At 72.8% G+C, this 26538-nt stretch carries 29 protein-coding genes; 17 read left to right on the forward strand and 12 right to left on the reverse strand.

The genetic code is table 11. From position 1 onward, the window contains the following. Positions 1 to 26 precede the first annotated feature (26 nt). The gene (locus tag ACIRPK_RS07880) at positions 27 to 221 is read right to left on the reverse strand and encodes a DUF2304 domain-containing protein (protein ID WP_403034560.1); all 195 of its coding nucleotides are present in this window, start codon (positions 219 to 221) and stop codon (positions 27 to 29) included. Positions 222 to 453: 232 nt separating this feature from the next. Here ACIRPK_RS07880 and ACIRPK_RS07885 point away from each other — a divergent pair, with 232 nt between their 5' ends. The 5 genes from ACIRPK_RS07885 (at position 454) to ACIRPK_RS07905 (ending at position 6242) form a co-directional block, all read left to right on the forward strand. Further along, positions 454 to 2571 (forward strand): alpha/beta fold hydrolase, encoded by a 2118-nt coding sequence (locus ACIRPK_RS07885; RefSeq protein WP_403034562.1) that lies wholly within the window; start codon positions 454 to 456, stop codon positions 2569 to 2571. Between the two features lie 149 nt (positions 2572 to 2720). Continuing rightward, complete coding sequence (locus tag ACIRPK_RS07890) at positions 2721 to 3671, forward strand: ABC transporter ATP-binding protein (RefSeq protein WP_403034565.1); 951 nt, start codon at positions 2721 to 2723, stop codon at positions 3669 to 3671. Further along, positions 3668 to 4390 carry an ABC transporter permease gene (locus ACIRPK_RS07895; protein WP_403034568.1) on the forward strand — a complete coding sequence of 241 codons (723 nt, stop codon included), beginning with the start codon at positions 3668 to 3670 and terminating at the stop codon, positions 4388 to 4390. Before ACIRPK_RS07890 ends, ACIRPK_RS07895 begins: the two co-directional genes overlap by 4 nt. A gap of 8 nt (positions 4391 to 4398) precedes the next feature. Then, on the forward strand, positions 4399 to 5640 hold the full coding sequence (locus ACIRPK_RS07900) for a histidine kinase (protein WP_403034571.1): 1242 nt from the start codon (positions 4399 to 4401) through the stop codon (positions 5638 to 5640). Beyond that, positions 5637 to 6242 (forward strand): response regulator, encoded by a 606-nt coding sequence (locus ACIRPK_RS07905; protein ID WP_403034573.1) that lies wholly within the window; start codon positions 5637 to 5639, stop codon positions 6240 to 6242. Before ACIRPK_RS07900 ends, ACIRPK_RS07905 begins: the two co-directional genes overlap by 4 nt. Positions 6243 to 6442: 200 nt before the next feature. On the opposite strand, the gene ACIRPK_RS07910 is transcribed toward ACIRPK_RS07905, so the two are convergent. Together ACIRPK_RS07910 and ACIRPK_RS07915 are read right to left on the reverse strand one after the other, a co-directional pair. Then, positions 6443 to 7315, reverse strand: a complete 873-nt coding sequence (locus ACIRPK_RS07910) for a transglutaminase family protein (RefSeq protein WP_403034576.1) — start codon at positions 7313 to 7315, stop codon at positions 6443 to 6445. A gap of 21 nt (positions 7316 to 7336) precedes the next feature. After that, positions 7337 to 8350 (reverse strand): GNAT family N-acetyltransferase, encoded by a 1014-nt coding sequence (locus tag ACIRPK_RS07915; protein WP_403034578.1) that lies wholly within the window; start codon positions 8348 to 8350, stop codon positions 7337 to 7339. 131 nt (positions 8351 to 8481) lie between these two features. Between ACIRPK_RS07915 and fdxA the strand changes: the two genes are divergently transcribed. Together fdxA and dapC are read left to right on the forward strand one after the other, a co-directional pair. Continuing rightward, complete coding sequence (gene fdxA / locus ACIRPK_RS07920; RefSeq protein ID WP_057227153.1) at positions 8482 to 8814, forward strand: ferredoxin; 333 nt, start codon at positions 8482 to 8484, stop codon at positions 8812 to 8814. A 4-nt stretch (positions 8815 to 8818) separates the two neighbouring features. Further along, entirely contained in the window at positions 8819 to 9964 is a 1146-nt protein-coding gene (dapC, locus tag ACIRPK_RS07925; RefSeq protein WP_403034582.1) for a succinyldiaminopimelate transaminase, read from the forward strand. Between the two features lie 383 nt (positions 9965 to 10347). Here dapC and ACIRPK_RS07930 read toward each other — a convergent pair whose 3' ends face one another. Together ACIRPK_RS07930 and ACIRPK_RS07935 are read right to left on the reverse strand one after the other, a co-directional pair. Continuing rightward, a complete protein-coding gene (locus ACIRPK_RS07930) occupies positions 10348 to 11088 on the reverse strand; it encodes a hypothetical protein (protein WP_403034585.1) in 741 nt (246 codons plus the stop codon). A 316-nt stretch (positions 11089 to 11404) separates the two neighbouring features. Then, positions 11405 to 12343, reverse strand: coding sequence for a hypothetical protein (locus ACIRPK_RS07935; RefSeq protein WP_403034588.1), 939 nt, complete (start codon positions 12341 to 12343; stop codon positions 11405 to 11407). Positions 12344 to 12442: 99 nt separating this feature from the next. Between ACIRPK_RS07935 and dapE the strand changes: the two genes are divergently transcribed. Together dapE and ACIRPK_RS07945 are read left to right on the forward strand one after the other, a co-directional pair. Continuing rightward, entirely contained in the window at positions 12443 to 13531 is a 1089-nt protein-coding gene (gene dapE / locus ACIRPK_RS07940) for a succinyl-diaminopimelate desuccinylase (RefSeq protein WP_403034590.1), read from the forward strand. A 64-nt stretch (positions 13532 to 13595) separates the two neighbouring features. Continuing rightward, the gene (locus ACIRPK_RS07945; RefSeq protein ID WP_403034593.1) at positions 13596 to 14402 is read left to right on the forward strand and encodes a TIGR00730 family Rossman fold protein; all 807 of its coding nucleotides are present in this window, start codon (positions 13596 to 13598) and stop codon (positions 14400 to 14402) included. Between the two features lie 158 nt (positions 14403 to 14560). On the opposite strand, the gene folP is transcribed toward ACIRPK_RS07945, so the two are convergent. Beyond that, positions 14561 to 15373: a dihydropteroate synthase gene (gene folP / locus ACIRPK_RS07950; RefSeq protein ID WP_403035116.1), complete on the reverse strand. Its 813-nt coding sequence runs from the start codon at positions 15371 to 15373 to the stop codon at positions 14561 to 14563. A gap of 161 nt (positions 15374 to 15534) precedes the next feature. Here folP and ACIRPK_RS07955 point away from each other — a divergent pair, with 161 nt between their 5' ends. Together ACIRPK_RS07955 and ACIRPK_RS07960 are read left to right on the forward strand one after the other, a co-directional pair. Then, positions 15535 to 15921, forward strand: coding sequence for a DivIVA domain-containing protein (locus tag ACIRPK_RS07955; protein WP_403034595.1), 387 nt, complete (start codon positions 15535 to 15537; stop codon positions 15919 to 15921). After that, positions 15918 to 16487 carry a DNA-3-methyladenine glycosylase I gene (locus ACIRPK_RS07960; RefSeq protein ID WP_403034597.1) on the forward strand — a complete coding sequence of 190 codons (570 nt, stop codon included), beginning with the start codon at positions 15918 to 15920 and terminating at the stop codon, positions 16485 to 16487. The genes ACIRPK_RS07955 and ACIRPK_RS07960 overlap by 4 nt, the downstream gene beginning before the upstream one ends. Before the next feature lie 235 nt (positions 16488 to 16722). Here ACIRPK_RS07960 and ACIRPK_RS07965 read toward each other — a convergent pair whose 3' ends face one another. Continuing rightward, positions 16723 to 17511 (reverse strand): enoyl-CoA hydratase-related protein, encoded by a 789-nt coding sequence (locus ACIRPK_RS07965; RefSeq protein ID WP_403034600.1) that lies wholly within the window; start codon positions 17509 to 17511, stop codon positions 16723 to 16725. Between the two features lie 291 nt (positions 17512 to 17802). Between ACIRPK_RS07965 and ACIRPK_RS07970 the strand changes: the two genes are divergently transcribed. Next, positions 17803 to 17970 (forward strand): DUF3117 domain-containing protein, encoded by a 168-nt coding sequence (locus ACIRPK_RS07970; RefSeq protein ID WP_082597987.1) that lies wholly within the window; start codon positions 17803 to 17805, stop codon positions 17968 to 17970. Positions 17971 to 18088: 118 nt separating this feature from the next. On the opposite strand, the gene ACIRPK_RS07975 is transcribed toward ACIRPK_RS07970, so the two are convergent. After that, positions 18089 to 18754, reverse strand: a complete 666-nt coding sequence (locus tag ACIRPK_RS07975) for an O-methyltransferase (RefSeq protein WP_403035118.1) — start codon at positions 18752 to 18754, stop codon at positions 18089 to 18091. A gap of 258 nt (positions 18755 to 19012) precedes the next feature. Between ACIRPK_RS07975 and sigE the strand changes: the two genes are divergently transcribed. From sigE to ACIRPK_RS07995, 4 genes are all read left to right on the forward strand, one after another. After that, the gene (gene sigE / locus ACIRPK_RS07980; RefSeq protein WP_403035121.1) at positions 19013 to 19717 is read left to right on the forward strand and encodes an RNA polymerase sigma factor SigE; all 705 of its coding nucleotides are present in this window, start codon (positions 19013 to 19015) and stop codon (positions 19715 to 19717) included. Further along, the gene (locus ACIRPK_RS07985; RefSeq protein ID WP_403034603.1) at positions 19714 to 20550 is read left to right on the forward strand and encodes an anti-sigma factor family protein; all 837 of its coding nucleotides are present in this window, start codon (positions 19714 to 19716) and stop codon (positions 20548 to 20550) included. Before sigE ends, ACIRPK_RS07985 begins: the two co-directional genes overlap by 4 nt. Positions 20551 to 20679: 129 nt before the next feature. Continuing rightward, a complete protein-coding gene (locus ACIRPK_RS07990) occupies positions 20680 to 21108 on the forward strand; it encodes a sec-independent translocase (protein ID WP_403034606.1) in 429 nt (142 codons plus the stop codon). Between the two features lie 114 nt (positions 21109 to 21222). Then, positions 21223 to 21891 (forward strand): hypothetical protein, encoded by a 669-nt coding sequence (locus ACIRPK_RS07995; RefSeq protein WP_403034609.1) that lies wholly within the window; start codon positions 21223 to 21225, stop codon positions 21889 to 21891. A gap of 78 nt (positions 21892 to 21969) precedes the next feature. On the opposite strand, the gene ACIRPK_RS08000 is transcribed toward ACIRPK_RS07995, so the two are convergent. Genes ACIRPK_RS08000 through ACIRPK_RS08010 form a run of 3 tightly spaced genes read right to left on the reverse strand, consistent with a single transcriptional unit; the run spans position 21970 to position 25095 of the window. Then, positions 21970 to 23130, reverse strand: a complete 1161-nt coding sequence (locus tag ACIRPK_RS08000; protein WP_057227126.1) for an Mrp/NBP35 family ATP-binding protein — start codon at positions 23128 to 23130, stop codon at positions 21970 to 21972. Positions 23131 to 23186: 56 nt separating this feature from the next. After that, positions 23187 to 23759 carry a DUF1003 domain-containing protein gene (locus tag ACIRPK_RS08005; protein ID WP_403035122.1) on the reverse strand — a complete coding sequence of 191 codons (573 nt, stop codon included), beginning with the start codon at positions 23757 to 23759 and terminating at the stop codon, positions 23187 to 23189. A gap of 49 nt (positions 23760 to 23808) precedes the next feature. Then, positions 23809 to 25095, reverse strand: a complete 1287-nt coding sequence (locus ACIRPK_RS08010) for a magnesium transporter MgtE N-terminal domain-containing protein (protein WP_403034612.1) — start codon at positions 25093 to 25095, stop codon at positions 23809 to 23811. A 108-nt stretch (positions 25096 to 25203) separates the two neighbouring features. On the opposite strand from ACIRPK_RS08010, the gene ACIRPK_RS08015 reads away from it, so the two are divergent. Then, a complete protein-coding gene (locus ACIRPK_RS08015) occupies positions 25204 to 25620 on the forward strand; it encodes a VOC family protein (RefSeq protein WP_403034615.1) in 417 nt (138 codons plus the stop codon). A gap of 7 nt (positions 25621 to 25627) precedes the next feature. On the opposite strand, the gene ACIRPK_RS08020 is transcribed toward ACIRPK_RS08015, so the two are convergent. Beyond that, complete coding sequence (locus tag ACIRPK_RS08020) at positions 25628 to 26452, reverse strand: MerR family transcriptional regulator (protein WP_403034617.1); 825 nt, start codon at positions 26450 to 26452, stop codon at positions 25628 to 25630. Positions 26453 to 26538 lie beyond the last annotated feature (86 nt).

Raw genomic sequence — 26538 nt, forward strand, 5'->3', positions numbered from 1 at the left:
CCTACCGACCAGCCTGTCCCGTCCGGTCAGAGCTTCAAGCCGTTGATCATGCCGGCCACGTTGCTGGTCACCTGCTGGATCGAGGGGGCGATCGAGCTGGACGCCAGGTAGAAGCCGAGCAGTGCGCAGATGACCGCGTGCGCCAGCTTCAGTCCGGAGCGGCGGATCAGCACCACCACGATGACCAGCATCAGCACGGCTGCGGAGATGGAGAGAGCCATCAGGCTCACACCCTTTCTCGGGTGCACCGCCCTGGGCGGGGCGGCAGGGGGGACGTGATGGCTCAAGGAATACCCGATCAGTGAGGGGCGCATTACTTTCCGTGAGCCGTCGGGTCCGTCCGGAGCAGCCCGCCGTCCGGCCCCTTGGCCGGTGGGAGGGGGCGTGAAGCCCTCCCGAGGCCGGTTACGGAGGCTGCTCCGAAAGAGTGATCAAGGTCTAGGGTTCGGTGCCATGACCACCGACACATTCCCCCGGCAGTACGCGCGCACCCAGCGCTTCACCGTCGGCGCACCCCGGTCCTTCGCCGTCGCACCCGACGGGTCCCGGGTCGTCTTCCTCCGTGCCCGGGGCGGCGGGGAGCGCGCCAACCTGCTCTGGACCCTCGACCCGGCCACCGGCGCGGAGCGGATCGCCGCCGATCCGGTGGCCCTGCTCGGCGGCGGCGAGGAGAGCCTGTCGGCCGCCGAGCGGGCCCGCCGCGAGCGCAGCCGGGAGGGCTCGGCCGGCATCGTCGGCTACACCCTGGACGGAGCCGGCGCGCTGGCCGCCTTCGCGCTCTCCGGCCGCCTGTTCGTCGCCGACCTGACGGGCGCCGAACCGACCCGTGAGCTGCCCGCCGCCGGGCCGCTGATCGACCCCCGGTTCTCGCCCGACGGGCAGTACGTGGCCTACGCGACCGTCGAGGGCGAGCTGCGGGTGACCCGCACCGACGGCTCCGGCGACCGCGCGCTGGCCACCCCGGAGCAGGCGGGGGTGACGTGGGGTCAGGCCGAGTTCATCGCCCAGGAGGAGATGGACCGGGACCGCGGCCACTGGTGGGCCCCGGCCGGCGACCGGCTGCTGGCGGCCCGGGCCGACGACGCCCCCGTGCAGCGCTGGTGGATCGCCGACCCGGCCAACCCCGGCACCGTGCCCGCCGAGGTGGCCTACCCGGCGGCCGGCACCGCCAACGCCGAGGTCGGCCTCTGGCTGCTCGGCCTGGACGGCTCCCGGACCGAGCTGGACTGGGACCGCGCGGCGTTCCCGTACCTGGCCCGGGTGCACTGGTCCGAGCAGGAGCTCACCCTGCTGGTGCAGGCCCGTGACCAGTGCAGCCAGCAGTACCTGACGGTCGACCAGACCACCGGGGCGACCGGGACGGTGCTGACCGAGACCGACCCGGTCTGGCTGGACCTGTTCTCCGGTGTGCCGGCCAGGACCGCCGACGGGCAGCTGGTCCGGATCGCCGACCAGGACGGCGCCCGGGTGCTGGTGGCCGGGGAGCGGCAGCTGACCGACCGTCGGCTGCACGTCAGGTCGGTGCTCTCGGTGGGCGACACCGTGCTGTTCACCGCGAGCGGCGGCGCCGAGGAGGCCGACCCGGTCGTGGGCTGGATCGGCACCTTCGAGATCGGCCTGGACGGCTCCGGCCTGACCCGGCTCGGCGCGGCCGGCGCGGTCTCGGCCGTCCGGGGCGGCGACGTCACGGTGCTGGTCAGCGCGGACCCGTCCTGGTCCGGGGCCCGGGTCGAGGTGCTGGTCGACGGCGAGCCGCTGGCCACCGTCGCCTCGTACGCCGAGACGCCGCTGATCACCGCCCGGCCGGAGTTCGTCTTCGCGGGTGAGCGCCGGATCCCGACCGCCGTCCTGCTGCCGACCGGTTACGACCGGGAGCGGGACGGGCTGCTGCCGGTCCTGATGGACCCGTACGGCGGCCCGCACGGGCAGCGGGTGGTGCGGTCGCAGAACCCGCACCTGACCTCGCAGTGGTTCGCCGACCAGGGCTTCGCGGTGATCGTCGCGGACGGCCGGGGCACCCCGGGCCGGAGTCCGGAGTGGGAGAAGGCGATCGCCTTCGACTTCGCCGGGGCCACCCTGGAGGACCAGGTGGACGCGCTCCGGGCGCTGGCCGGGCAGTACCCGCTGGACCTGGAGAAGGTCGCCATCCGGGGCTGGTCGTACGGCGGCTACCTGGCCGCGCTCGCGGTGCTGCGCCGCCCGGACGTGTTCCACGCGGCGGTCTCCGGCGCCCCGGTCACCGACTGGCGGCTCTACGACACCCACTACACCGAGCGCTACCTCGGCCACCCGGACCAGCGCCCGGAGGTCTACGACGCCAACTCGCTGACCGCCGACGCCGCCAAGCTGGAGCGTCCGCTGATGCTGGTGCACGGGCTGGCCGACGACAACGTGGTGGCCGCGCACACCCTGCGGCTGTCCTCCGCGCTGCTCGCCGCCGGGCGTCCGCACACCGTGCTGCCGCTCTCCGGGGTCACCCACATGACGCCGCAGGAGCAGGTCGCCGAGAACCTGCTGCTGCTTCAGGTCGACTTCCTCAAACGGGAGTTGGGCCTGACCTCGGCCGTCTGACGACCGGTCACGGGCCCCGGTGTCACGCCGGGGCCCGTGACATCCGTCATGCCGAGCACACGACGGTGCACACTGACGCCGGACCCCCTGTCCACGGGATTCTTGAGTGGTCGGGCCGAGAAGCGGGCCGAACGGGGAGAGGACAGGACATGGGCACGGTGACAGCGGCGGAGACCGAGGTGGCCGCCTTCCGTCAGGTGAGCAAGAGCTACGGCTCGGTGCAGGCGGTGAGCGGCCTCGACCTGGTGCTGCGGCCGGGCGAGACGGTCGCGCTGCTCGGCCCGAACGGGGCGGGCAAGTCCAGCAGCCTGGACCTGCTGCTCGGCCTGCGGGAGCCCGACCAGGGCACCGTCTCGCTGTTCGGCGGCAGTCCGCGGGCCGCGATCGAGGCCGGCCGGGTCGGCGCGATGCTGCAGAGCGGCGGCCTGCTCGGCGAGGTCAAGGTCCGCGAGCTGGTCACGTTCGCCTGCGACGTCCACCCCCGGGGCCACAACCCGGCGAAGGTGATGGAGCACGCCGGGATCACCGACCTGGCCGAGCGCAAGGTCGACAAGCTCTCCGGCGGCCAGGAGCAGCGGGTCAGGTTCGCCCTGGCGATCGCCGGGGCCAACGACCTGATCGTGCTGGACGAGCCGACCACCGGCATGGACGTCTCAGTTCGCCAGCAGTTCTGGGCCGCGATGCGGGCCGAGGCCGACGCGGGCCGCACGGTGCTGTTCGCCACCCACTACCTGGAGGAGGCGGACTCGATCGCGGACCGGGTGCTGGTGCTGCACCGGGGCCGGCTGATCGCCGACGGCACCTCGGCCGAGATCAAGGCCAAGGCCGGCGCCCGCCGGATCTCGTTCGAGCTGCACCCCACCGACGGGTCGGCCGAGGAGAGCGTGCTGCGCGCCCTGCCGGGCACCGTGGGACTGGACGTGACGAACCGTCCGGACGGCGTCCGCAGTGTCCGGATCCGCAGCACCGACGCCGACGCCGGGGTGGCCGGCCTGTACCGGGCTGGGCTCTACCCCCGCGCCCTGGAAGTCACCAGCCTGGGCCTGGAGCAGGCCTTCCTGACCATCACCGGCGAGGCCGACGAGGAGAACGCGCGATGAAGACCCTGGTGCAGCTCGAGATCCTGCGGACCCTCCGGAACAAGCGCTACCTGATGTTCACGGTGCTCTACCCGGCGCTGCTCTACTTCTTCTTCATCAACGCCTACGGCAACGAGACGGTGGCCGGCGGCGTGTCGGTGAAGGCGTACTTCATGGTCTCGATGGCCACCTTCGGCGCGGTCGGCGCGGTGCTCACCGGCAGCGCGCAGCGGATCTCGCTGGAGCGGAAGAGCGGCTGGGTCCGGCAGTTGCGGCTGACCGCGCTGCCCGGCCGGGCGTACACCGTCGCCAAGATCGCCTCCTGCGCGGTCACCACGCTGCCCGCGATCGTGGTGGTCTTCGTGATCGGCGCCTTCGAGGGCGTCGAGCTCTCCGCCGCCCAGTGGCTCGGTCTCGGGGTGGCGCTGTGGCTCGGCAGCTTCGTCTTCGCGGCGCTCGGGGTGGCGCTCGGCTACGCGGCCCAGCCGGACGCGGTGCAGCCGATCGTGATGATCGTCTACATGCTGATGGCGCTGTTCGGCGGCACCTGGTTCCCGGTCGGTGACTCGCTCAAGACGGTGGCGCAGTTCAACCCGGTGTACCTGTACAACCAGTTGGCCGGCTTCGTGCAGCCGGGCCGGTCGCTGGACCTCGGCGCGGTGGCGGGACTGGCCGGCTTCCTGGTGGTCTTCGTCGCCGGGGCGGCCGTCCTCTACCGCAAGGACACCAAGCAGGCATGATGGCCGGCATGTCGAAGTTCATCCCCGCCCGCTTCCGTCCCACCGGGACGGGGGCGGGCGGTTCCGAGTCGTTCGCCGTCGTGCCCGGCGCCCGGGTCGAGAACGTCCGCCAACTGGTGGTCAAGCTCGCCTGGATGCTGCTCTGGATGGTCTACCTGTACTACCCGGTGGAGGACCTGCTCGGTGACGAGCACACCCTGGCGGGCAAGCTCGCCGGCTGGATCGCGCTGACCGCCTTCCTGGCCGCCTACCTGGGCATGGTGGCGGTCCGCTCGATGGCCTCCCCGCACTGGCGCGGCGGGATGGCGGTGGCGGGCGCGATGCTGCTGATCGCGCTGGCCACCTCGCTCTCCTTCGGGGTGCCCTGGCTGGTGCTGTTCACCTACACCTCGGTCTGCGTCGGGGCGGTGCTGCCCCCCAGGCTCGGGTTGATCGGGGTGGCCGGGATCACCGTGATCGCGGTGCTGGTCGCGCTGGGTATCCACACCGAGCGGGACACCCTGGCGGCGATCGTGCTGCCCTGCTTCCTCAGCGGGCTGGCCATGAACGGCCTGCAGCGCCTGATCAGCACGATGCGCGAACTCCGGGAGGCCCGGGCCACGGTGGCCCACCTGGCGGCCTCCGAGGAGCGGCTGCGGCTCGCCCGCGACCTGCACGACCTGCTCGGCCACTCGCTCTCGCTGATCACCATCAAGGCCCAGCTGGCCGGCCGCCTGCTGGACCAGGAGAAGGGCGAGGCGGGACGGGGCCAGGTGGACGACATCGAGCAGGTCGCCCGGCAGGCCCTGACCGACGTCCGGGAGGCGATCGGCGGCTTCCGCCGGCCCACCCTGGCGGTCGAACTCGCCGCCGCCCGCAGCGCGCTGACGGCGGCCCAGATCGCCGTCGAGGCCGACCCGGCGATCGCCGACCCGCAGCCCGACCTGGAGGCCCCCGAGGCGGCCGCCCTGGCATGGGCGCTCCGGGAGGCGGTCACCAACGTGGTCCGGCACGGCCAGGGTGCCACCCGGTGCGGTATCGGGCTCGACCGCACCTGGGAGGAGGACGGCAGCCGGTTCGCCGTCCTGGAGGTCAGTGACAACGGCCGTGGCCCGGGCAAGTCCCCGGCGGGCAACGGGCTTTCGGGCCTGCAGGAGCGGCTCGCGCTGGTCGGCGGCCGGCTCGACACCGGTCCCGGCGCCCGGGGGAAGGGCTTCCGGCTGCGGGCCCTGGTCCCGGTCCGGGCCGTGGCCGATAGTGTGCCCGAATGATCAGGGTGCTGCTGGCCGAAGACCAGGGAATGGTGCGGGAGGCGCTGGCCGCGCTGCTCTCGCTCGAGGGCGACATCGAGGTGGTCGCCCAAGTGGCGCGCGGCGACGAGGTGGTGGCCGCGGTGCTGGAGCATCAGGTCCAGGTCGCGGTGCTGGACATCGAGATGCCCGGGATGACCGGCATCGAGGCGGCGGCCGAGCTCCGCCGGGCCGCCCCGGGCACCCGGGTGGTGATCGCCACCACGTTCGGACGGCCCGGCTACCTGCGCCGCGCGATGGAGGCCGGGGCGGACGCCTTCCTGGTGAAGGACGCCCCGGCGGCGGAACTCGCCGAGGCGGTCCGGCGGGTGCTCCGGGGCGAGCGGGTGATCGACCCGACGCTGGCCGCAGCGGCCCTGGCGGAGGGCGCCAACCCGCTGACCGCCCGCGAGCGGGACGTGCTCGGGGCGGCGGCCGACGGGGCGGTGAACGCGGAGATCGCGGCGCGGCTGCACCTCTCGGAGGGGACGGTCCGGAACTACCTGTCGATGGCGATCCAGAAGACCTCGGCGCGGAACCGGGCCGAAGCGGTGCGGCTCGCCCGCGAAAAGGGCTGGCTCTAGGCAGGCGCTCCAGGGCCACGGTCCAGGGGCTCGGGGAACTGCGACGGTTCGTGGCCGGCGGGTGTCACTGCGAAAGTCCCTGACCACCTACGTGACGATCACCTTGCACGAGGCCGGCGTCGCCCACGCGGCGGAGCCGCGCAACAGCAGAGCCCCGAGCCCCTGACCGTGGACCCGAAGGCCCTGCCGAAGGCTGAGCTTCAGTTGAGGCGGTGCCGGGCCGCGCGGGCTTCGTGGCGGGTGCGGGCGGCGCCGTCGGGGTCGAAGGCGTCGAGGATCTCCGCGTAGGCGTCCATCTCAGCTGCGCCGGCGATGAAGTCTCCGGTGCGGACCATGAGTTGGGCGCGTTCCAGCCGGAGCTGGGCGGGGTGGCGGGGGAGCAGCAGGGAGAGTTCGGTGGCCCAGAGCTGGTGCCGGGCGTGTTCGGGGCGGTCGGCGGCCCAGCTGCGGATGTTGCCGAGCACCCGGAGGACCAGGTCCAACGGCTGTGCGGGGCTGAGCATCTCGGGGGAGAAGTGGTGCCCGGCGGCGGTGGCCAGCCGGGCCACGTCGGGCAGGTCGAGCAGCCGGCCGCCGTGGTACGGGTCGGCCAGTACGTAGTCCTCGCCCCCGGCGGGGTCGCCCACCGCGACGATGAAGTGGCCCGGCAGCGCCACCCCGTGGGCGGTCAGCCCGGCCCGGCGGGCCACCGTCTGCCAGACCAGTGCGAGCATGATCGGCAGCCCGCGCCGCCGCCGGAGCACGTCCGGCAGCAGCGAGGACTCCAGCCGCCCGTAGTCGGACGGCCGGCCGTGGAAGCGTTCCCGGCCGCCGAGCACGGCGGCCAGCAGCGCGGCGACCTCGTCGGCCCCGGCCGGTGCCCGTTCGCGCACGGCTAGTCGGACGGCGGCGGCGTGCCGGTCCAGGGCGGCCTGACAGGCCGCCACCAGCTCGTCCAGCGTCGGTGGTTCGGAGCCGTCGGCGGGCGGCTCGGCCAGCGTGTGCTCGGCGGCGGCGAGCACACAGAGCAGCACCGGGTCGGGCTCGTCGGCCCTGGCCTCGGCGCGGAATCGTGCACGGCTCTGCTCGGTCACAGTCCACACTCTCCGGTGACGCTACCGCCGGGGCAGGCCGGCGTAGTGGTAAGTGTGACTGGTGGTGAAGCCCAGGCGGTCGTACAGGGCGATCGCGCCCGTGTTCGTCACCTCGACCTGAAGGTACGCGCCGGTGGCGCCCTCCTCGGCGGCGCGCGCCGCCAGGACCGCCATCACGGTGGAGGCCAGCCCGGTCCGGCGGGCGGACGGGTCCACCTCGACCGCGCCGAAGCAGGCCCAGGGGCCGTCGATGACGCACCGTCCGATCGCGACCGGCGGCCGGCCGGGGCCGCCGGGCACCGTGGCGAACCAGACCGAGGGGCCACCGTGCAGCACCTGGTGGGCGGCCCGTTCGACCTCGGGGTCGTCGGTGACCCGGCGGTAGCGGGACAGCCAGTCGGCGTCGGCGGTCCGGGAGAGCCGGACCCGATCGTGTCCGGAACCCAGCTTCACCAGACCGGCCGGCGGGGCGACCCGGACCGTGGTCGGGGCCTCGGCGGCACCGAGCCGGGCGAGTTCGGCGGCCAGCTCGGGCGGCGAGCCCGGCGTGGTCACCTCGAAGAAGGCGGGCAGGCCGCGCGCCTGGTACCAGTCCCGGGCCACCTCCAGCGCCTCGGGCAGCGGCAGACCCGGATCACCGAGCGTCTGCACCGAGTTGGCCCGCCGGGTGAAACCGGCGGAGGCGCGCAGGGTCCACTCGCCGAGCGGTTCCTGCTCGACGGCGGGCCAGCCCCGGGCGGCGATCCGCTGCAAGTCGACCGGGGAGCTGACGGGCAGTGGGGCGCGGCGGGCCGGGAACAGCGGCACCGGTTTGCCCGCCACCAGCAGTTTCTCCGGGAAGGACACTTCGGGGCCGCTTCTGGGCACCACGGTGAGGCCGTGATCGTCCCAACGGGCGAGCACCCCGATCACATCGCGGAACACCGGACGGTCGTCCACCAGCTCCGAAATCCGCCGTACGGAGACCCGTCGCCCCACGTCAGAGCGGTCGAGCCGGACCTCGGGACGGCCGCCGGCGACGGTTCCATCCATCATCAAGGGCACCTCCTGTGTAATTGCGGTCTCTGACCCGCGATACTAGGGGCGGGCATCGACGACGCCGCGCGTATCCGCGCACGCAAGCAATGAGTTTGGGCTGCCACGCCCAACCGAGGAGGAACGACAGCGTGACCTACGTCATCGCGCAGCCTTGTGTCGACGTCAAGGACAAGGCGTGCATCGAAGAATGCCCTGTTGACTGCATCTACGAGGGCCAGCGTTCGCTCTACATCCACCCGGACGAGTGTGTCGACTGTGGAGCCTGCGAGCCGGTCTGCCCGGTCGAGGCGATCTTCTACGAGGACGACACCCCGGAGGAGTGGAAGGACTACTACAAGGCCAACGTCGAGTTCTTCGACGACCTGGGCTCCCCGGGCGGCGCCTCCAAGCTCGGCCTGATCGACTCGGACCACCCGTTCATCGCGGCCCTCCCGCCGCAGAACGCCGACAGCGGCCACTGAGCACGTGAGCACCGAAGACACCACGCACGCGCCGCTCCCGGGCCACCCGGGGGCGGCGCGCCGCGTCTCAGACCTGTTGCCCACGTTCCCCTGGGACAAGCTGGAGCCGTACAAGCGGACGGCGCTGGCCCACCCGGACGGACTCTGCGACTTCTCCGTCGGCACCCCGGTCGACCCGGTCCCCGAGGTGATCCAGCAGGCGCTGGCGGCCGCCACGGACACGCCCGGCTACCCGACCGTCTGGGGCCCGGTGGAGCTCCGCGAGGCGATCGCCGGCTGGCTGCGCCGCCGGCTCGGCGCCGAGATCGGCCCGGACGCGATCCTGCCGACCATCGGCTCCAAGGAACTGGTGGCCTGGCTGCCCGCCCAGTTGGGGCTCGGCCCCGGCGACCAGGTGGCCTACCCGACGCTCGCCTATCCGACCTACGAGGTCGGCGCCCGGCTCTGCGGGGCCGAGCCGGTCGCGTACGACTCGGTGGACGAGCTGGACCCCACCCGGGTCCGGCTGCTCTGGCTCAACTCGCCGTCCAACCCGACCGGTCGGGTGCTGACGGCGGACCAGCTCCGGCACGCCGTGGCCTGGGCCAGGGAGCACCGGGTGCTGCTGGTCAGCGACGAGTGCTACCTGGAACTCGGCTGGGAGGCCGACCCGGTCTCGGTGCTGCGCCAGGACGTCTGCGGCGGCGACCACCAGGGCCTGCTCGTGGTGCACTCGCTCTCCAAGCGCTCCAACCTGGCCGGCTACCGCGCCTCCTTCGTGGCCGGTGACCCGGTGGTGGTCCGGGAGTTGCTGGAGATCCGCAAGCACGGCGGGATGATCGTGCCCGCGCCGGTGCAGGCCGCGACGGTCGCGGCGCTGGCCGACGACGCGCACGTGGCCGAGCAGCGGGGGCGGTACGCGGCGCGCCGTTCGGCGCTGCGGACCGCACTGGAGGCGTACGGCTTCCGGATCGAGCACTCCGAGGCGAGCCTGTACCTCTGGGCGACCCAGGACCGCCCCTGCTGGGAGACCGTGGCCGAACTGGCCGACCTGGGCATCCTGGTGGCCCCCGGCGACTTCTACGGCCCCGCGGGCGACCGGTTCGTCCGGGTGGCCTTCACCGCCACCGACGAACGCGTGGCGGCGGCCGTGGCCCGCCTGAAGCACTAGGCACACGGTTCAGAGGGCGGGGGGCTCGGGGCTGTGCGTTCCGGGCTCAGCCACCAGGGGCTCGGGGCTGTGCTGTCGGCAGGTGCTCAGCCCGCTACGGAGTCAGGGGCTCGGGGAACTGCGACGCCGACCTTTGCAAGGTGATCGTCGCGTAGGTGGTCAGGCACTTTCGCAGTGACCCGAACGCCAGATCTCCTCGCTCACGCGGCGGAGCCGCACAGCAGCAGAGCCCCGAGCCCCCCGGACAGCGCAACCGTGCGCCCTGCAAAGAGCCGAGCGCCGGCCGAAAGCGCAGCGCCGAGCTTCTGGGGTGGCGCAAGTGAACGTCCCGCCGAAGTGAAGGGCCCCTACCGAGGTCGGTAGGGGCCCTTCGTGATGGGAGGTCAGCCGCCGATGGGCAGGCCGCCGAGGGGGAGGCCGCCGCCGAGGAGGCCGGTCACGGCGCCGAGCGGGTTGCCCGCGCCGCCGAGGCGGTTGCTGCCGTCGGTCGGGTCCTGGGTGTCGATCGGCAGCTTGGCGGTGTCGGGCAGGGCGTGGCCCAGGCCGCCCGGCAGGGCGCCGGTGAGCTGGTGGGTGTCGGGCATGCCGCCGGTCGGCAGCGCGCTGGAGGCGAGGCCGGTGAGCGAGCCCGAGGTGAGCTGACCGAGCGGCAGGCCGGGGACGGCCGCGCTGCGGGTGCCGGCGGCCGGGGAGCCGGGCAGGTGCGGCACCTTGTCGGTGACGGCGGGGGCGAGGCGGTCGACCAGGGCGGGGGTGGCCTTGCCCGCGACGGCGGCCAGCACGCCTGCGGTCTCGGTGGTCTTGGCGGCCGGGGCGGCCACCTTGCCGAGCATCTGGTCGGCGTCCGGCAGGGTGCCCGCGACGGCCTTGCCCGCGACGTCGGCGGTGGCCGGGACGCCGGTCTGCACGGTGGCCGCAGTGGTGTCGGCGGCGGCGTGGCCGGCGTCGTGGGTGGCCCCCTGGAGCGTCGCGTGCGGCTGGTCGAGCTGGCTCAGCCCGGCCCCCAGGTCGGTCGGCGGCACCAGGTCGGCGGCGGACGCCGCGCCTGCTGCGGCCATCGGGGTCGCGGCGGCGGCAACGAGCAGCGCGGCCTGGGCGATCCGGCGCGTGAGGGGGAGAGACATGGTGCTCCTAAGAGGTGAGGTCCCCCCGGCTGTGCACATGCTCGGGCCAGGGGTGTCCGTCGGGCGGACGACGTTATTACCGCTGGAGCCGTCAGAAGGTTTCGCCACCCGATGGTCAAGGGTCGGCAAAGATCGGACGATCCTCTTTCTGGCATTCGCGACATTTCGGGCAGCTTCGCGCGTGCTGGCGAAACGTCACTCCTCTTGGGGGGCAAGGGAAGTACGGCGATGGTCCGCCGCAGCGTCAGGGCGCCCGGTGCCGTCCACCGGGATTGACCGGAATCACCCGGTCGGCCGGTGGTAGTTCACCAGTGCGTCAACCGGACTTCGGGGTGCCCAGCGTGACCAGCACCCGGTCCGCACCGATGCCCTCGGCGCCCTTCGACTGCCAGCCGTCGGCGGGCCGGTCGACCTTCCAGACCTTGCCGTCGTAGGAGACCTGACCGATCCCCAGGTCGCCGGCCTGGGCCACCGCCCACTGGGCCAGTGCCCAGCCGGTCTGCCGCTGGGCCGCCCCAGCCTGCGGGGTGAGCGCCAGCACCGTCCGGGTCTCCTTGCCGGCCGGCGGGACCGGTGTGGTGGTGACCAGCTTGCCGAACTCGCGGCGGGCCCGGTCGGCCAGGCTCGGCTGCGGCTGCTCCTCGTTGGCGGCCGCGACGGTGGCCGCCAGGTCGTGCACCACGCAGCTCAGCGCGGCGGGCTCCCGGCCGGTCAGGGCGGAGGCGAGCAGGGTCGCGTTGGTCTCGTGCTTGGCGTACGCCTGCGGGAAGCCGCTGCGCTGCACCTCCTGGGCCGCGTCGGTGAGCGGCAGCCGGGCGTAGCCGGGCACCTTGACCAGACCGTCCAGGAACTTGTTGGTGGCGTACACCGGGTCCTTGATCTGCTGGACGGTGCCCCAGCCCTGCGAGGGGCGCTGCTGGAACAGGCCGACCGAGTCGCGGTCGCCGCCGTCCAGGTTGTGGATCTTCGACTCCTGCATCGCGGTGGCCAGCGCGATGGTGACGGCCCGCTCGGGCAGGCCGCGGGAGAGGGCCACGGCGGTGATGGTGGCGGCGTTGGCGGCCTGGGCGAGTTCGAGGTCGCCCTTGCCCGTGCCGGTGGCCACCGTGCAGCCCTCGGGCGGGGGGCTCAGCTTGTCCCGGTTGAGGAAGAGCACGGTGCCCGCGAGCACCGCGAGCGCGGTGAGCCCGACCAGCACCCGGCGTACCGGATGGCGCCGACGGCCCGTCGACTCCTCTGCCGCAGTCTCGGCCACCACTACCCCTCTCGCCTCGCGTTCTCGCCCGCACACCGTACCCACTCGGACGGCTGTGCGGTGCCGGTGGTTGCAACGGCGGCTACTAGGCTGGCCGCCATGACCAGCCCTGAGACGTCCCTGCACCAGAGCCTCGACCTCGGCCTCGACGGCGGCACGCTGACCGCCAGGTTGGTCGACTTCCCCTCCGTGAGCGGGAGCGAGGGCCCGCTGGCCGATGCGGTGGAGACGGCGCTGCGGGCGTACCCGCACCTGACCGTGGACCGGTTCGGCAACAACGTGGTGGCCCGGACGAACCTGGGCCGGGCCGAGCGGGTGCTGCTGGCCGGGCACCTGGACACCGTGCCGATCGCCGACAACGTGCCCTCGCACGTCGAGGGCGACCTGCTCTACGGCTGCGGCACCTCCGACATGAAGTCCGGCGTCGCCGTGCAGCTCCGGCTGGCCGCGACCCTGCCCGACCCGAACCGCGACCTCACCTTCGTGTTCTACGACTGCGAGGAGATCGAGGCGTCCCGGAACGGCCTCGGTCAGCTGGTGGCCAGTCACCCCGACTGGCTGGCGGCCGACTTCGCGGTCCTGCTGGAGCCCAGCGGCGCGATGGTCGAGGGCGGCTGCCAGGGCACCCTGCGGGTCGACGTGAGGCTGACCGGCACCCGGGCCCACTCGGCCCGCAGCTGGCTCGGCGAGAACGCCGTCCACAAGGCGGGCGAGGTGCTGCGGCGGCTCACCGCGTACCAGCCGCGCCGGGTCGAGATCGACGGCCTGGAGTACCGCGAGGGCCTGAACGCCAACCTGATCAGCGGCGGGGTGGCCGCCAACGTGATCCCGGACGAGTGCGTGGTGCACGTCAACTTCCGCTACGCGCCGGACCGGACCGAGGAGCAGGCCCTCGCGCACGTCCGCGAGGTGCTGGCGGGCTTCGACCTGGTGGTCGCCGACTCCGCCCCCGGCGCGCTGCCCGGCCTCGACCAGCCCGCCGCCCGGGCCTTCCTGGCGGCGGTAGGCGGCGAGGCCAGGGCCAAGTTCGGCTGGACCGACGTGGCCCGGTTCAGCGCGCTCGGCGTCCCGGCGGTCAACTACGGCCCCGGTGACCCGAATCTGGCGCACAAGCGCGAGGAGCACTGCTCGCTCACCGCCATCGCCGAGGTCGAGGACCGGCTGCGGGCCTGGCTGACGGCCAACTGACCGTCACCGGGCGTACCTTCCGTTGTTCCCCGAAATCGGGGAACAACGGGCGTAGGGTTTCGTCATGACAGGCACTGGAGACGAAAAGCACTACGGGGACAGCCCTGACCAGGGCCAGGACCCCGAGCAGAAGAACGTTCCGGAGAAGCGGAAGGGCCCGGTCCTGCTCCGTCGGGACCAGGTCGGCACCAGCACCACCGACCAGCGGCTGCTGGACACCACGGGTCCGACCGACTGGCTGCACACCGACCCCTGGCGGGTCTGGCGGATCACCTCCGAGTTCGTCGAGGGCTTCGGCGCCCTGGCCGAACTCCCGCCCGCGATCAGCGTGTTCGGCTCGGCCCGGACCCCCGTCGACTCACCCGAGTACGCGGCCGGGGTGGCCATCGGCCGGGCCCTGGTGGACGCGGGCTACGCGGTGATCACCGGCGGTGGGCCGGGCGCGATGGAGGCCGCCAACCGGGGCGCCTCGGAGGCCGGCGGCCTCTCGGTCGGGCTCGGCATCGAGCTCCCCTTCGAGCAGGGGCTGAACGAGTTCGTCGACCTCGGGCTGAACTTCCGGTACTTCTTCGTCCGGAAGACGATGTTCGTGAAGTACGCCCAGGGCTTCGTGGTGCTGCCGGGCGGGCTCGGCACGCTGGACGAGCTGTTCGAGGCGCTCACCCTGGTGCAGACGAAGAAGGTCACCCGGTTCCCGGTGATCCTGTTCGGCTCGGCGTACTGGGGCGGGCTGGTCGACTGGCTGCGGGACACGCTGGTCGCGCAGGGGAAGGCGAGCGCGCACGACCTGGAGCTCTTCCACGTGGTGGACGAGATCGACGAGGTCCTCAAGATCATCGCGGAGAACCGCCGCCCGGCGAACGAGATCTGACGCAGCGCAGCCAGGTGCACTACCCAGGGGCTCGGGGAACGGCGACGGTTGGTGGCGACCGGGGCAAAGTGCGAGAGTGCCTCACCCGGTACGCACGTCGAACGCTCCTGAGGCCGGCGCCGCCGTTCCCCGGGCCCCGGTCTTCCGAAGCGTGTGCCTCAGGCGAGGCCCCGGCGGGCGACGGCCGGGGGGCGGGTGCCCTGGATGGCGGCGACCATGTCGAGGACCTGGCGGGTCTCGGCGACCTGGTGGGCGCGGTAGATCCGGGCGCCGAGCCAGGCGGAGACCGCGGTGGTGGCCAGGGTGCCGAGCAGGCGCTCGTCGACCGGGCGGTCCAGGGTCTCGCCGACGAAGTCCTTGTTGGAGAGCGAGACCAGGACCGGGAAGCCGGTCGCGGTCATCTCGGGCAGCCGACGGGTGGCCTCCAGCGAGTGCCGGGTGTTCTTGCCGAAGTCGTGACCCGGGTCGATGATCAGCGCGTCCCGCCGCACCCCGAGCCCGGCGGCCCGCTCGGCCAGCCCGACGGTGACCCGCAGGATGTCGGCCATCACGTCCTGGTACCCGACCCGGTGCGGCCGGGTCCGGGGCTCGGCCCCGCCGGCGTGGGTGCAGACCAGCCCGACGTCGTACCGGGCCGCGACCTCGGCCAGCTTCGGGTCGACCCCGCCCCAGGCGTCGTTCAGCAGGTCGGCGCCGACCTCGCAGACCGCCGTGCCGACCTCGTGCCGCCAGGTGTCGACGCTGATCACGGCCTCGGGGTGACGCTTCCTCAGCTCGGCCACGAACGGGACGGTCCGGCGCAGTTCCTCCTCGACCGTCACCTCCTCGCCGGGCCCGGCCTTCACGCCGCCGATGTCCAGGATCGCCGCGCCCTCGGCCACCGCCCGGTCCGCGGCGGCGAACGCCGCCTCGTCCGCGAAGGTCGCGCCGCGGTCGAAGAACGAGTCGGGAGTGCGGTTGACGATGGCCATGATCACCAGTTCGTCCTCGCCGAATTCGCGTGGGCCCAGACGGAGTGCCACCGGTGTCTCCTCCACAGCTCGCCCGGGTGCAATGATGGGCCCCGGTCTGTTCGGGGACCATGATCCCATCTCTCTGGCCGGGTCCACTGGAAGGTACTGGAGGACAGCTCGTGTTCTGGTTGGTCGTGGTCGCGATGGCCGTGGTGGTCGGTGGAACCGCACTGGTGGCCCTGGGTGGTGGCGGTACCCTGCCCGAGGCGGTGCACGACCGGATCGCGGCCCGGTTGCCGCAGGACCGGCCGTTGAGCCGGACGGACGTGGACGAGATCCGGCTGCCGATGGCGCTGCGCGGCTACCGGATGGACGAGGTGGACGACGTGCTCGACCGCCTCGGTGCCGAACTCGCGCTCCGCGACACCCGGATCGCCGAGCTGGAGGCCACCGCGGTGCTGGTCGGCTCGGTGGAGGCGAACACGCCCGAGGGCGAGGAGCCGTTGCCCGGTCTGGAGGAGTTCGCCAAGGTGACGGACCACCGGGACGGCGGGGCCGGGCTGTGACCGGAGCGGTGCTCGGCGCGGACGGCCTGCGGCGCTGCGGCTGGGGCGACTCGGCGGACGACTACCGGGTCTACCACGACACCGAGTGGGGCCGTCCGGTGCACGGCGACGACGCGCTGTTCGAGCGGGTCGCCCTGGAGGCGTTCCAGTCCGGGCTGTCCTGGATCACCATCCTGCGCCGCCGGGAGGGCTTCCGGGCCGCGTTCGCCGGCTTCGAGATCGCCGCGGTGGCGGAGTTCGACGAGGCGGACGCCGAGCGGCTGCTCCAGGACCCCGGCATCATCCGGAACCGGGCCAAGATCGCGGCCACCATCGCCAACGCCCGGGTCGCCCGTGAGCTGGACGGCGGACTGGACGCGCTGATCTGGCAGTTCGCGGTCGAGCCCGGTGCCCGGCCGGCGCCGCACACCCTCTCCGACGTACCGGCCGTGACGCCGGAGTCCACGGCCCTGGCCAAGGAGCTCAAGAAACAGGGCTTCCGCTTCGTCGGCCCGACCACGGCCTACGCCCTGATGCAGGCCTGCGGCCTGGTCAACGACCACCTGATCGACTGCCACGCCCGCTGAGCCCTCTTGGCAGGTGCTCAGCTTTTCGGCAGGTGGTTCGGAAGAGTCAAGGGCTCGGGGCCCTGCTGAGGTGCGGCTCCGCCGCGTGGGCGACGCCGGCCTCGGAAAAGACGATCGTCGCGTAGCTGGTGAGGTACTTTCGCAGTGACCCGCACGCCGGATCTCCGCGCCCACGCGGCGGAGCCGCACGTCAGCAGAGCCCCTGGACCGTAGACCTGGAGCGTCCGGCCCAGGGTTACCGGCCGAGGTAGACCGGCTGCTCCTTGGCGATGAAGGCGTTGACCGCGATGCGGTGGTCCTCGCTGGCGCCGGCCAGGGTCTGGAGTTCGTCCTCCTTGTCGAGGAGCTCGCTCAGGGTGTGGGTGGCCCCGTACGCCAGGGCGGTCTTGATCGCGCCGAGGGCGACCGTCGGCCCCTGCGCCAGTCGCTGCGCGAACTCGCGGGCGGTGGTGGCCAGTTCGGCGGACGGAACGACCTTGGTGGCCAGCCCGAGCTGGGCCGCCTCGGCCGCCTTCACGGTGCGCGGGAACATCAGCAGTTCGGTGGCCCGGGCGTGCCCGACCAGCCGGGGCAGCGTCCAGGACGCGCCCGAGTCGGCGGTCAGCGCGACCCCGGCGAACGAGGTGTTGAAGCCCGCGGTGTCGGCCACGATCCGGAAGTCGCAGGCGAAGGCCAGCGAGGCGCCGGCGCCGGCCGCGACGCCGCCGACCGCCGCGACGGTCGGCTTGTTCATCCCGGCCAGGGCCCGGACCAGCGGGTTGTAGTGCTCGGCGACGGTCCGCAGCGGGGCGTCGCTGGTGCCGAGCAGGCCGAGGTGCTCCCTGAGGTCCTGGCCGACGCAGAACGCCTTCTCGCCCGCACCGGTGAGCAGCACCGCCCGGACGGCACCGTCCTCGGCCGCCGCGATCACGGCGTCCCGGAGCGCCACCTTGGTGGCGATGTCCAGGGCGTTCATCGCCTCGGGCCGGTTGATGGTGATGACGGCCAGGCCGCCGTCGAGTTCGAACAGCACGGAGTCGGACATGGGCGGGGGCTCCCTGGGTGTCGAGGGTGGACGAAGTCAGCATGCCCGAGGGGCGCGGGTGGCGGGGAGTGTGAGGTCGGGCACCTTTTCGCGGTGCCGCCGGAGCAGTGCCGCCAGGGCTTCTGGTGGGTAATGCGGTGCTCTGGGCGGGTGTGGCCGGTGGTGCGGAGAGAGTGACGTTGGTCATCAAGCCGTCCGATGCGGGATAATGGCTTCCGATCAATGCGTTCGATACCGGCGGTGGACGGACTGCCGGGACGTAGCTGAGCGGTTGCAGGAAGGGGAACGAGCATGGCGGCCATGAAGCCGCGGACGGGTGACGGCCCGCTCGAGGTCACCAAAGAGGGACGGGGCATCATCATGCGGGTGCCGCTCGAAGGCGGCGGACGTCTCGTGGTGGAGCTCACGCCGGATGAGGCGAGCGCCCTCGGTGACGCCCTGAAGGCGGCCACCGGCTGACCCAGCGGGTGATCCCGCGTTCTCCCCGGAGACACGCGCACACCGCCGAGCCCGGCTCCGGAACCTCGGAGCCGGGCTCAGTGCTGCCCGGCGGGCCCGCGTGCGGACAGTGGCGGCGTCAGCGCTTCACGGCGCAGAGCAGCCCGTCGCTGACCGGCAGCAGGGCGGGCAGCAGCAGGTCGCTCTCCCGGACGTCCCGGACCAGTTCGCGGACCGCGCGGGTCTGCGGGTCGTGGTGGTCGGGTTCGGCCAACCGGCCCTGCTGGAACACCCCTTCGAAGCAGACCACGCCGCCGGGGCGAAGCAGGCGCAACGATTCTGCAAGGTAGGCCTGCGATTCGGCCGGGTCGCCGTCGCAGAAGACCAGGTCGTACTGACCGTCCGCCAACCGGGGCAGCACGTCCAGTGCCCGGCCGGGGATGAACCGGGCCCGGTTCGGGGCGAAGCCGGCCGCGTGGTACGCCTCCCGGGCGTACTGCTGGCGGACCGGCTCCAGGTCGACGGTGGTCAGCACGCCGTCCGGCCGCATCCCGCGCAGCAGGTAGACCCCGGAGACGCCGGTGCCGGTGCCCACCTCCGCGATCGCCTTGGCGTCCACCGCGGCGGCCAGCAGCCGCAGCGCGGACCCGCCGCTCGGCCCGATCGCCCGGATGCCGGTCCGCGCGGACTGGGCCCTGGCGTAGGTCAGCACCGCGTCCTCGCCGACGAAGGTGTCGGCGAGAGCCGCGTGTGCGGGCCCGAAGTCGGTGATGGCTGCCTCTTCCGGAGCGCCTGATGTCGATATTTCCAGCCACAGATTACTGGCCGGGCGGGAACCGCGTTCGAAGACCGGCCGTTGACCCGGAAGGGAAGTGGTGATCGGCCCACGGAGCAGTGGCTCCCCGGGCGGGAATCGGTGCTTTATCCGGATCTGACGGGTGAGGTGGATATGGTGGTGGCCCTGCTGGGCAGAAGAGCCGACCGAGGAGGTGTGGCCGAGGACGACGTCCGGACGCCGTGGCACCTGAGCGGCTCTGCGTCGGCCCGTACGCCGAAGCCCGTGATGAACCAGTCTGCGCACTCCCCCCTGGACAAGTCGACCGCAGCCGACACCGTGGTGGTCGACGCCCCCGCCCCACTCGCGACCTTCGCCGAGGGCCCCGACGCGCAGACCTGGACGCCGCCGAGCTGGGCGGAGATCGTCGAGGCGCACAGCGCCCGGGTGTACCGGCTGGCCTACCGCTTGACGGGCAATCAGCACGACGCCGAGGACCTGACCCAGGAGGTCTTCGTCCGGGTGTTCCGCTCGCTCTCCACCTACACCCCCGGCACCTTCGAGGGCTGGCTGCACCGGATCACCACCAACCTGTTCCTGGACATGGTGCGCCGCCGTCAGCGGATCCGGTTCGACGCGCTCGGCGACGACGCCGCCGAGCGGCTGCCGAGTCGTGAGCCGAGCCCGGCCCAGCACTTCAGCGACACCCACTTCGACGCCGACGTCCAGCAGGCGCTGGACACCCTGGCCCCCGAGTTCCGCGCCGCCGTGGTGCTCTGCGACATCGAGGGCCTCAGCTACGAGGAGATCGCCGCGACCCTGGGCGTCAAGCTCGGGACGGTCCGCAGCCGGATCCACCGCGGCCGTTCGCACCTGCGGGCCGCGCTCAAGCACCGTGCCCCGGGGTCCGCTCCGGGCCGGGTGCGCCGGGGCGGGGCCGAGCCGGTGGCGGTGGGTGCCGAGCCCGCCGGGGCCGATCGGGGGTCGGCGTGACCTCCGCCGAACCCACCGGCCGGGCCAGGCGAGGCTCCGGCTGGGCCCAACTCGGCCGTCGGGCCGAGCCGGTGACGGAGCTTCGGGCGGTCCCGCTGCGGGCCGCCGCCGAGCCGCCCACCGAGCAGCACCACCTCGGTGACCGGCTCTCCGCCTTCGTCGACGGCGAGTTGGACCACGACGCCCGCGAGCGGGTCCAGGCCCACCTGGCCACCTGCCCCGACTGCCTCGCCGAGGCGGACGAGAGCCGGTCGGCCAAGCAGCTGCTGACCAGCAGCGCCGCTCCCGGCCCGTCCGCACTGCTGATGGCCCGGCTGCTCGCGGTGGCCGCGCTGCCCGAGGACGACGAGCACCCCGGGGCCGGCGGTCCCACCGTGCCCGAGGTCGGCACGCTCGGCGGCAGCCGGCTGACCGGCGGTTCGTTCGGCCGGGGTGCCGGGGCCTCGTTCGGGGGCGGTGCGCTCGGTGCCGGTGCCCCGCTGCCCGGGGTGGACCCGAGGGCCCGTCGGACGTTCCGCCCGCTGGCGGCCGCGGCCGCGCCGCCGGTGACGCGCTCCGCACCGCTCGGCCGGCGCTTCGTCTTCGCGGCGGCCGGCGCCTTCTCGGTCGCGGCGGTCACCCTGGGCGGGGTCTCCGCGGTCTCCGGCGAGGAGCAGCACGGCACGGTCACCCCGGTGAGCGGCCCGGGCGGCGGCTCGGTGGTGGTCCCGGTGGACTTCCCCGCCGCGTACCCGGTGCGGACGCCGGGCGGGCTGATGGCGGCGCTGCCCAGTTGGCAGCCGAGCGCGGAGGCCGACCGCCGACCCGTCGCGCCCCAGCACTACCTTCGCTGAACCACGCAGGGGCCCGGCCGCCGGCCTGGATCTTTGCCACAGCTTCATCAAGCTGGGGCCTCGGGACACGCCGGTGGCCATTACTCTGTACTGACGCTGTCCAGATTTCATCAGGTGCCGGGAGCTCGGGTGTTCACAGACGTAGGCCCACTTGAGGTCGTGACACTGGTCATCCTGGCCATCGTGATCTTCGGCCCGGACAAACTGCCGAAGCTGATCCAGGACGTGATGGGCTTCGTCCGCAAGGTGCGCACCTTCGCGGACAGTGCCAAGGAGGACATCCGCTCGGAGCTGGGCCCGGACTTCAAGGACTTCGACTTCGAGGACCTGAACCCGAAGACCTTCGTCCGCAAGCAGCTGCTCGGCAACAACGAGGACCCGCTGGGCTTCAAGGAGATCCGGGACGGGCTGGACATCAAGTCCGTGCTCAACGACGACCCGGCGCCGAGCCGGGCGGTCTCCGACCTGACCAAGTCGGCCTCGCCGCTCGCCTCCCCGGTCGCCGCCGATCCGCTGAAGAAGGACGAGCGCCCGCCCTTCGACCCGGACGCCACCTGACCCACCCCCGCCTTCCGTACGCCCCGCCCGGCCGCCGCGCTGAGCGGGGCGTCGGCGGCTCCGCCGCTATTGTGCTGAGAGCCATTGACCAGTGCGGTACGAGGAGGCCCAGGGATGGACGCGACGAGCCGTGCGGTGGGGACGGCCACGGTGGGCGCCACCGTGGGAGCACAGACCCGGGCGGCGGCCGACCCGCTGGCGCCCTACCTGGCCGCCGACTTCCCCTGGTACGGCCTGGACGACGGCTGGACCGGGCGGCGCTGGCTGCTGCAGGCCGGAGCGGCGGCGGGCCGGGCCGAGCAGCCGATCGACTACGGCACCCTGGGGCACGGCGAGGAGCCCGCCAGGCACTACGAGGCCCGGGACGTCCGCAAGTTCGCCGTGGTGGTCACGGTGGCCCGCCGGGACAACCGCCGCAGCGCCGACAACACCGGCATGCTCGAAGCCACCTCCGCCTCCTCCGCCGCCTGGCTGGCCGGTTCGGGGCTGCTCGCCGCGACCTGGCCCGGCCAGCTCGACCGTACCCTCCGGCAGGACTGGCTCGACCAGCAGAGCGCCCTCGCCTGGGACCTCGCCGACGACCTGGACGGCCCCGGCTGGTCCCCGCTCAGCCTCCCCGTCAACGGCCTCCCGCAGCCCTTCCGCTACCGCGAGTCCGAGTACGGCTGGGTGCTCGCGGGCGAGGCCCCCGGCGTCCTCCTCGGTGCCTACGGCCGCGGCGTCAGCGCCTACGGCGCCGGCTTCGCCACCGTCCCCGACCTGACGGTCTACGACGGCCGCTGAGCCCCTCCCGGAGCCGCCCCGGCCCGGGTAACGCCGAAGGCCCCGGGAGCACCTCCCGGGGCCTTCGGTGACGTCACGTCAGAACTTGTTCTTCGGGGTCAGCCCCAGGGAGAGACCGGAGAGGCCGCGCTGGCGGCCGCCGAGCTTGCCGGCGATGGTGCGCAGGGCGGTGGCGGCGGGCGAGTCCGGTGCGGCCAGGACGACCGGGCGGCCGTCGTCGCCGCCCTCGCGGAGGCGGACGTCGATCGGGATCGAGCCGAGCACCGGGACGGTGGCGCCGACCGAGCGGGTGAGGGCGTCGGCGACGGTCTGGCCGCCGCCGGTGCCGAAGACGTCGATCATCTCGTCGCAGTGCGGGCAGGGCATGCCCGACATGTTCTCGATCACGCCGACGATCTTCTGGTGGGTCTGCAGCGCGATGGTGCCGGCCCGCTCGGCCACCTCGGCGGCGGCCATCTGCGGGGTGGTGACGATCAGGATCTCGGCGTTCGGGACCAGCTGGGCGACCGAGATGGCGATGTCGCCGGTGCCCGGCGGGAGGTCGAGCAGCAGGACGTCGAGGTCGCCCCAGTAGACGTCGGCCAGGAACTGCTGGAGGGCGCGGTGCAGCATCGGGCCGCGCCAGACCACCGGAGCGTTGCCCGGGGTGAACATGCCGATCGAGATGACCTTCACGCCGTGCGAGGACGGCGGCATGATCATGTCCTCGACCTGGGTCGGGCGGCCCTCGACGCCGAGCATCCGGGGGATGCTGTGCCCGTAGATGTCGGCGTCCACCACGGCGACCTTGAGGCCGTCGGCGGCCATCGCGGCGGCCAGGTTGACGGTGACCGAGGACTTGCCGACGCCGCCCTTGCCGGAGGCGACGGCGTAGACCCGGGTCAGCGTGCCGGGCTTGGCGAACGGGATCTCCCGCTCGGGCGCGCCGCCGCGGAGCAGGTGCGAGAGCTCCTTGCGCTGCTCCTCGCTCATCACGTCGAGCTCGACCTGAACCTCCGTCACCCCGGCGACGCCGGAGACGGCGGTGGTCACCCGCTCGGTGATGGTCTCGCGCATCGGGCAGCCCGAGACGGTCAGGTAGATCGCGACCCGGACGGCACCGCCGTCACCGATCTCGACCGATTTCACCATGCCGATCTCGGTGATCGGACGGTTGATCTCCGGGTCGTTGACGGTCGCCAGCGCCTCGCGTACGGACTCCTCCGTGACGCCTGCCGCAACCTCTGTCTCGTTGGCCATGCCTTGATGGTACGGCGCGCCGAAACGACGCCGACCCGGCGGTAACGTGCCGCCGGTCACAACCGGTCGGCGACGTCCCGGCGTTCGTCCAGTTCCTTGAGCAGCGCCTGCAGTTCGGAGCGGACGAAGTCGCGGGTGGCGACCTCGCCGAGCCCGTGTCGCAGGGCCGCGACCTCCCGGGTCAGGTACTCGGTGTCGGCGATGTTGCGGTCGCTGCGGGCCCGGTCCTGCTCCATGTTGACCCGGTCCCGGTCGTCCTGGCGGTTCTGCGCCAGCAGGATCAGCGGGGCGGCGTAGGAGGCCTGCAGGGAGAGCATCAGGGTGAGGAAGATGAAGGGGTAGTTGTCCCACCGCAGGTTCGCCGGACCGACGGTGTTCCAGAGCACCCAGGCGATGATCACCACCGTCATCCAGACGATGAACCGGCCGGTGCCGAGGAAGCGGGCGATCCGCTCGGAGAGCTTGCCGAACGCCTCCGGGTCGTACACCGGCAGCGTGATGAAGCCGGGCCTGGCGGTGCGCGGCTGGTCCAGCCGGCTGCGGGCCGGGCCGGTCGGCTCGGGGCGGGGCGTACGGCGCTGGGAGCCCTCGCGGGCGCGCAGCTCCCGGAGCTCGCGCAGTTCGCGCAGCTCGCCCTGGAGGCGCTGGCGCGGGGTCTCGTCCCGGCGGCTCTTCCGGTCAGCGTCCACCACTCGCCTCGCTCTCGTGTGCGTCGCCCGCGTGCAGGGCGGCCTCGCGCCAGTCGTCCGGCAGCAGGTGGTCCAGGACGTCGTCGACGGTGACCGCGCCCAGCAGGTGGTCGGCCTCGTCCACCACCGGTGCCGCCACCATGTTGTACGCCGCCAGGTAACTGGTGATCAGTGGCAGCGGGGTGTCCGGCGGCAGCGGGTCGAGGTCGTCGTCGACCAGCGAGCCGACCAGGGTGTACGGCGGCTCGCGGAGCAGCCGTTGGAAGTGGATGGTGCCGAGGTACTTGCCGGTCGGGGTCTCGTTCGGCGGGCGGCAGACGTACACCTGGGCGGCCAGCGCGGGCTTGTTGTCGGAGATCCGGACCCGGGCCAGGGCCTCGGCCACGGTGGCGTCCGGCTCCAGCACGATGGGTTCGGTGGTCATCAGACCGCCGGCGGTGTTCTCCTCGTAGCTGAGCAGCCGGCGGACCGAGGCGGCGTCCTCGGGCTCCATCAGCCGCAGCAGCCGTTCGGCCGCCTCCTCGGGGAGGTCGGAGAGCAGGTCGGCGGCGTCGTCCGGGTCCATCGCCTCCAGCACGTCGGCGGCGCGTTCGTCCTTCAGCTTGCCGATGATCTCGACCTGGTCGTCCTCCGGCAGCTCCTCCAGGACGTCGGCCAGCCGGTCGTCGTCCAGTGCGGCGGCCACCTCGGCCCGGCGCTTGGGGGAGAGGTGGTGCATCACGTTGGCCAGGTCGGCGGGGCGGAGCTGTTCGAAGGTGGCCAGCAGGTTGGCCGCGCCCTGGCCCTCCTCGACCAGCGAGAAGCCGCTGACGGCGGACCAGTCCAGGGTCAGCGTCTCGCCCTTGGCCTTGCGCAGCCGGGAGACCTTGCCGGCCTGGACGAAGACCTTGCTGATCTCCCACTCGCGGACCCGGGTCTGCACCATCGCCACGTCCAGCACGGTGACCTCGGCGCCGGTCTTGGTCCAGGTGACGGTCCGGTCCAGCAGCTCGGCCAGCACCAGGGTCTCGGACGGGCGCTGCTCGAACCGCCGCATGTTGATCACACCGGTGGTGAGCACCTGGCCGGACTCCAGGCTGGTCACCCGGGTCATCGGCAGGAAGATCCGGCGGCGGCCGACCACCTCGACCACCAGGCCGAGCACCCGGGGCGGACGTCCGCCGATCCGGAGCGAGACCACCACGTCGCGGATCCGGCCGACCTGGTCGCCGTTCGGGTCGAAGACCGCGATCCCGGAAAGATGGGAGATGAAGACCCGGCTGCCTGGCCCTGCCATGGACTTCCTCTCTCGCGACGATCCGGGCCCAGGTTACCTGTCCGGGCGCCCCGCAGCCCGCCGACCGGCGGGCGCTACGGTGGGGCCGCCGACCGAGAGGGGAAGATCGTGAACGGTGCGTCACATGTCAGGATCGCCAGGCCGTCCAGGGATCTGGCGGCGGCGGAGCGGTTCTGGGTCGACGGGTTCGGCCTGAGCGTGCTGTGGCGCTCGGAGGCCGACGGGACCTCGGAGGAGCACGCCCTGCTGATGGTCGGTCGGCCCGACGCCGCCTGGCACCTGGAGCTGGTGGAGGCCGGGGAGATCCAGCCCCGGCCGACCGTCGAGGACCTCTTCGTGGTCTATCTGGGCGGGCCCGTGTCGGAGCAGCTGGTGGCCCGGCTGGAGGCGCACGGCGGCCGCCGGGTGAAGGCGCACAACCCGTACTGGGAGCAGTGGGGCGTGACGGTCGAGGACCCGGACGGCTACCGGCTGGTGCTCTCCACCCGCGAGTGGTCCAACAGCCGCGCGCTGTCCGGGTCCTGACCCGTGGTCAGGCGGTGGTGATCGGCTCCTGGAGCTCGGTCACCCAGGTGGACGGGTCGCCCTCGCACTCGATGTACAGCTCGCGGGTGTAGCCGAGCGAGCGGTGGCCGGTGGAGTCGATCCAGCGGGCCAGCGTCTGCGAGGTCGGCAGGATGTCGTCCATCGCCCCCCGGTACACGATGGTGGCCGCCACCGGCAGGGCGGGCAGGTCGGCGACCTCGAAGCCGTGGGCCGGACCGGGCTCGGCGCCGACCGGGATCGCCGCGAACGCGCGGACCCGCTCGGTGCCGGGCTCGACCTCCTCGTAGTACGCCAGGCCCGGACCGGCCGGGGTCAGCCCCGCCTCGGCGAGCAGGCCGCAGAGCCGCCCGAACAGCGGCCCGATCACCGGGCCGATGTGCTCCGGTTCGAAGCTCTCCGCGACGGCGGACAGCCGGGCCACCCGGACCGCCGGAATGCTCTTGACCACAACGTCGTCGGAAGGCATGTGCCCCTCGCTCTCGATCGTTCGGAGCCGCGACTCGACCCGGGCCAGCCGGACGGTTGCCTCCTGCACCACGGTCGCCAGCTCCGCCTGTCGCAGGCGGAGCATCCCGCGCAGCTCCTCCGCGCTCACCTGCTCGTCGACGATCGCGGCCACCTGGTTCAGGGTGAAGCCGAGGTCCTTGAGCGCGATGATGCGGTTGAGCCGGGCGAGCTGGGCCGCCTCGTAGCCCCGGTACCCGGTGAACGGGTCCACCCGGGCGGGGAGCAGCAGGCCGATGGCGTCGTAGTGGCGGAGCATCCGGATGGACACCCGGCCGTGCTTCGCGAAGTCTCCGATACTGAACATGATGGGGCTACTCCATGGCCTGACACGGTGTGAGGGTCAACTCTTCGGGCACACGGCTCGGAAGTCAGGGGCTCTGCTTTTGGCAG

Source organism: Kitasatospora sp. NPDC101801, assembly GCF_044766665.1.
Lineage (GTDB): Bacteria > Actinomycetota > Actinomycetes > Streptomycetales > Streptomycetaceae > Kitasatospora.

What these genes read in the sequence shown, in the direction of transcription:
- ACIRPK_RS07945 (WP_403034593.1), top strand. Translation starts at nt 13,596, where the DNA reads ATGACAGGCACTGGAGACGAAAAGCACTACGGGGACAGCCCTGACCAG.
- ACIRPK_RS07965 (WP_403034600.1), bottom strand. Translation starts at nt 17,511, where the DNA reads ATGTCCGACTCCGTGCTGTTCGAACTCGACGGCGGCCTGGCCGTCATC.
- ACIRPK_RS08000 (WP_057227126.1), bottom strand. Translation starts at nt 23,130, where the DNA reads ATGGCCAACGAGACAGAGGTTGCGGCAGGCGTCACGGAGGAGTCCGTA.
- ACIRPK_RS07900 (WP_403034571.1), top strand. Translation starts at nt 4,399, where the DNA reads ATGTCGAAGTTCATCCCCGCCCGCTTCCGTCCCACCGGGACGGGGGCG.
- ACIRPK_RS07885 (WP_403034562.1), top strand. Translation starts at nt 454, where the DNA reads ATGACCACCGACACATTCCCCCGGCAGTACGCGCGCACCCAGCGCTTC.
- ACIRPK_RS07995 (WP_403034609.1), top strand. Translation starts at nt 21,223, where the DNA reads ATGGACGCGACGAGCCGTGCGGTGGGGACGGCCACGGTGGGCGCCACC.
- ACIRPK_RS08020 (WP_403034617.1), bottom strand. Translation starts at nt 26,452, where the DNA reads ATGTTCAGTATCGGAGACTTCGCGAAGCACGGCCGGGTGTCCATCCGG.
- ACIRPK_RS07895 (WP_403034568.1), top strand. Translation starts at nt 3,668, where the DNA reads ATGAAGACCCTGGTGCAGCTCGAGATCCTGCGGACCCTCCGGAACAAG.
- ACIRPK_RS07905 (WP_403034573.1), top strand. Translation starts at nt 5,637, where the DNA reads ATGATCAGGGTGCTGCTGGCCGAAGACCAGGGAATGGTGCGGGAGGCG.
- ACIRPK_RS07880 (WP_403034560.1), bottom strand. Translation starts at nt 221, where the DNA reads ATGGCTCTCTCCATCTCCGCAGCCGTGCTGATGCTGGTCATCGTGGTG.
- ACIRPK_RS07915 (WP_403034578.1), bottom strand. Translation starts at nt 8,350, where the DNA reads ATGATGGATGGAACCGTCGCCGGCGGCCGTCCCGAGGTCCGGCTCGAC.
- ACIRPK_RS07970 (WP_082597987.1), top strand. Translation starts at nt 17,803, where the DNA reads ATGGCGGCCATGAAGCCGCGGACGGGTGACGGCCCGCTCGAGGTCACC.
- ACIRPK_RS08010 (WP_403034612.1), bottom strand. Translation starts at nt 25,095, where the DNA reads ATGGCAGGGCCAGGCAGCCGGGTCTTCATCTCCCATCTTTCCGGGATC.
- ACIRPK_RS07930 (WP_403034585.1), bottom strand. Translation starts at nt 11,088, where the DNA reads ATGTCTCTCCCCCTCACGCGCCGGATCGCCCAGGCCGCGCTGCTCGTT.
- folP (WP_403035116.1), bottom strand. Translation starts at nt 15,373, where the DNA reads ATGGCCATCGTCAACCGCACTCCCGACTCGTTCTTCGACCGCGGCGCG.
- sigE (WP_403035121.1), top strand. Translation starts at nt 19,013, where the DNA reads ATGAACCAGTCTGCGCACTCCCCCCTGGACAAGTCGACCGCAGCCGAC.
- dapE (WP_403034590.1), top strand. Translation starts at nt 12,443, where the DNA reads ATGACCAGCCCTGAGACGTCCCTGCACCAGAGCCTCGACCTCGGCCTC.
- ACIRPK_RS07890 (WP_403034565.1), top strand. Translation starts at nt 2,721, where the DNA reads ATGGGCACGGTGACAGCGGCGGAGACCGAGGTGGCCGCCTTCCGTCAG.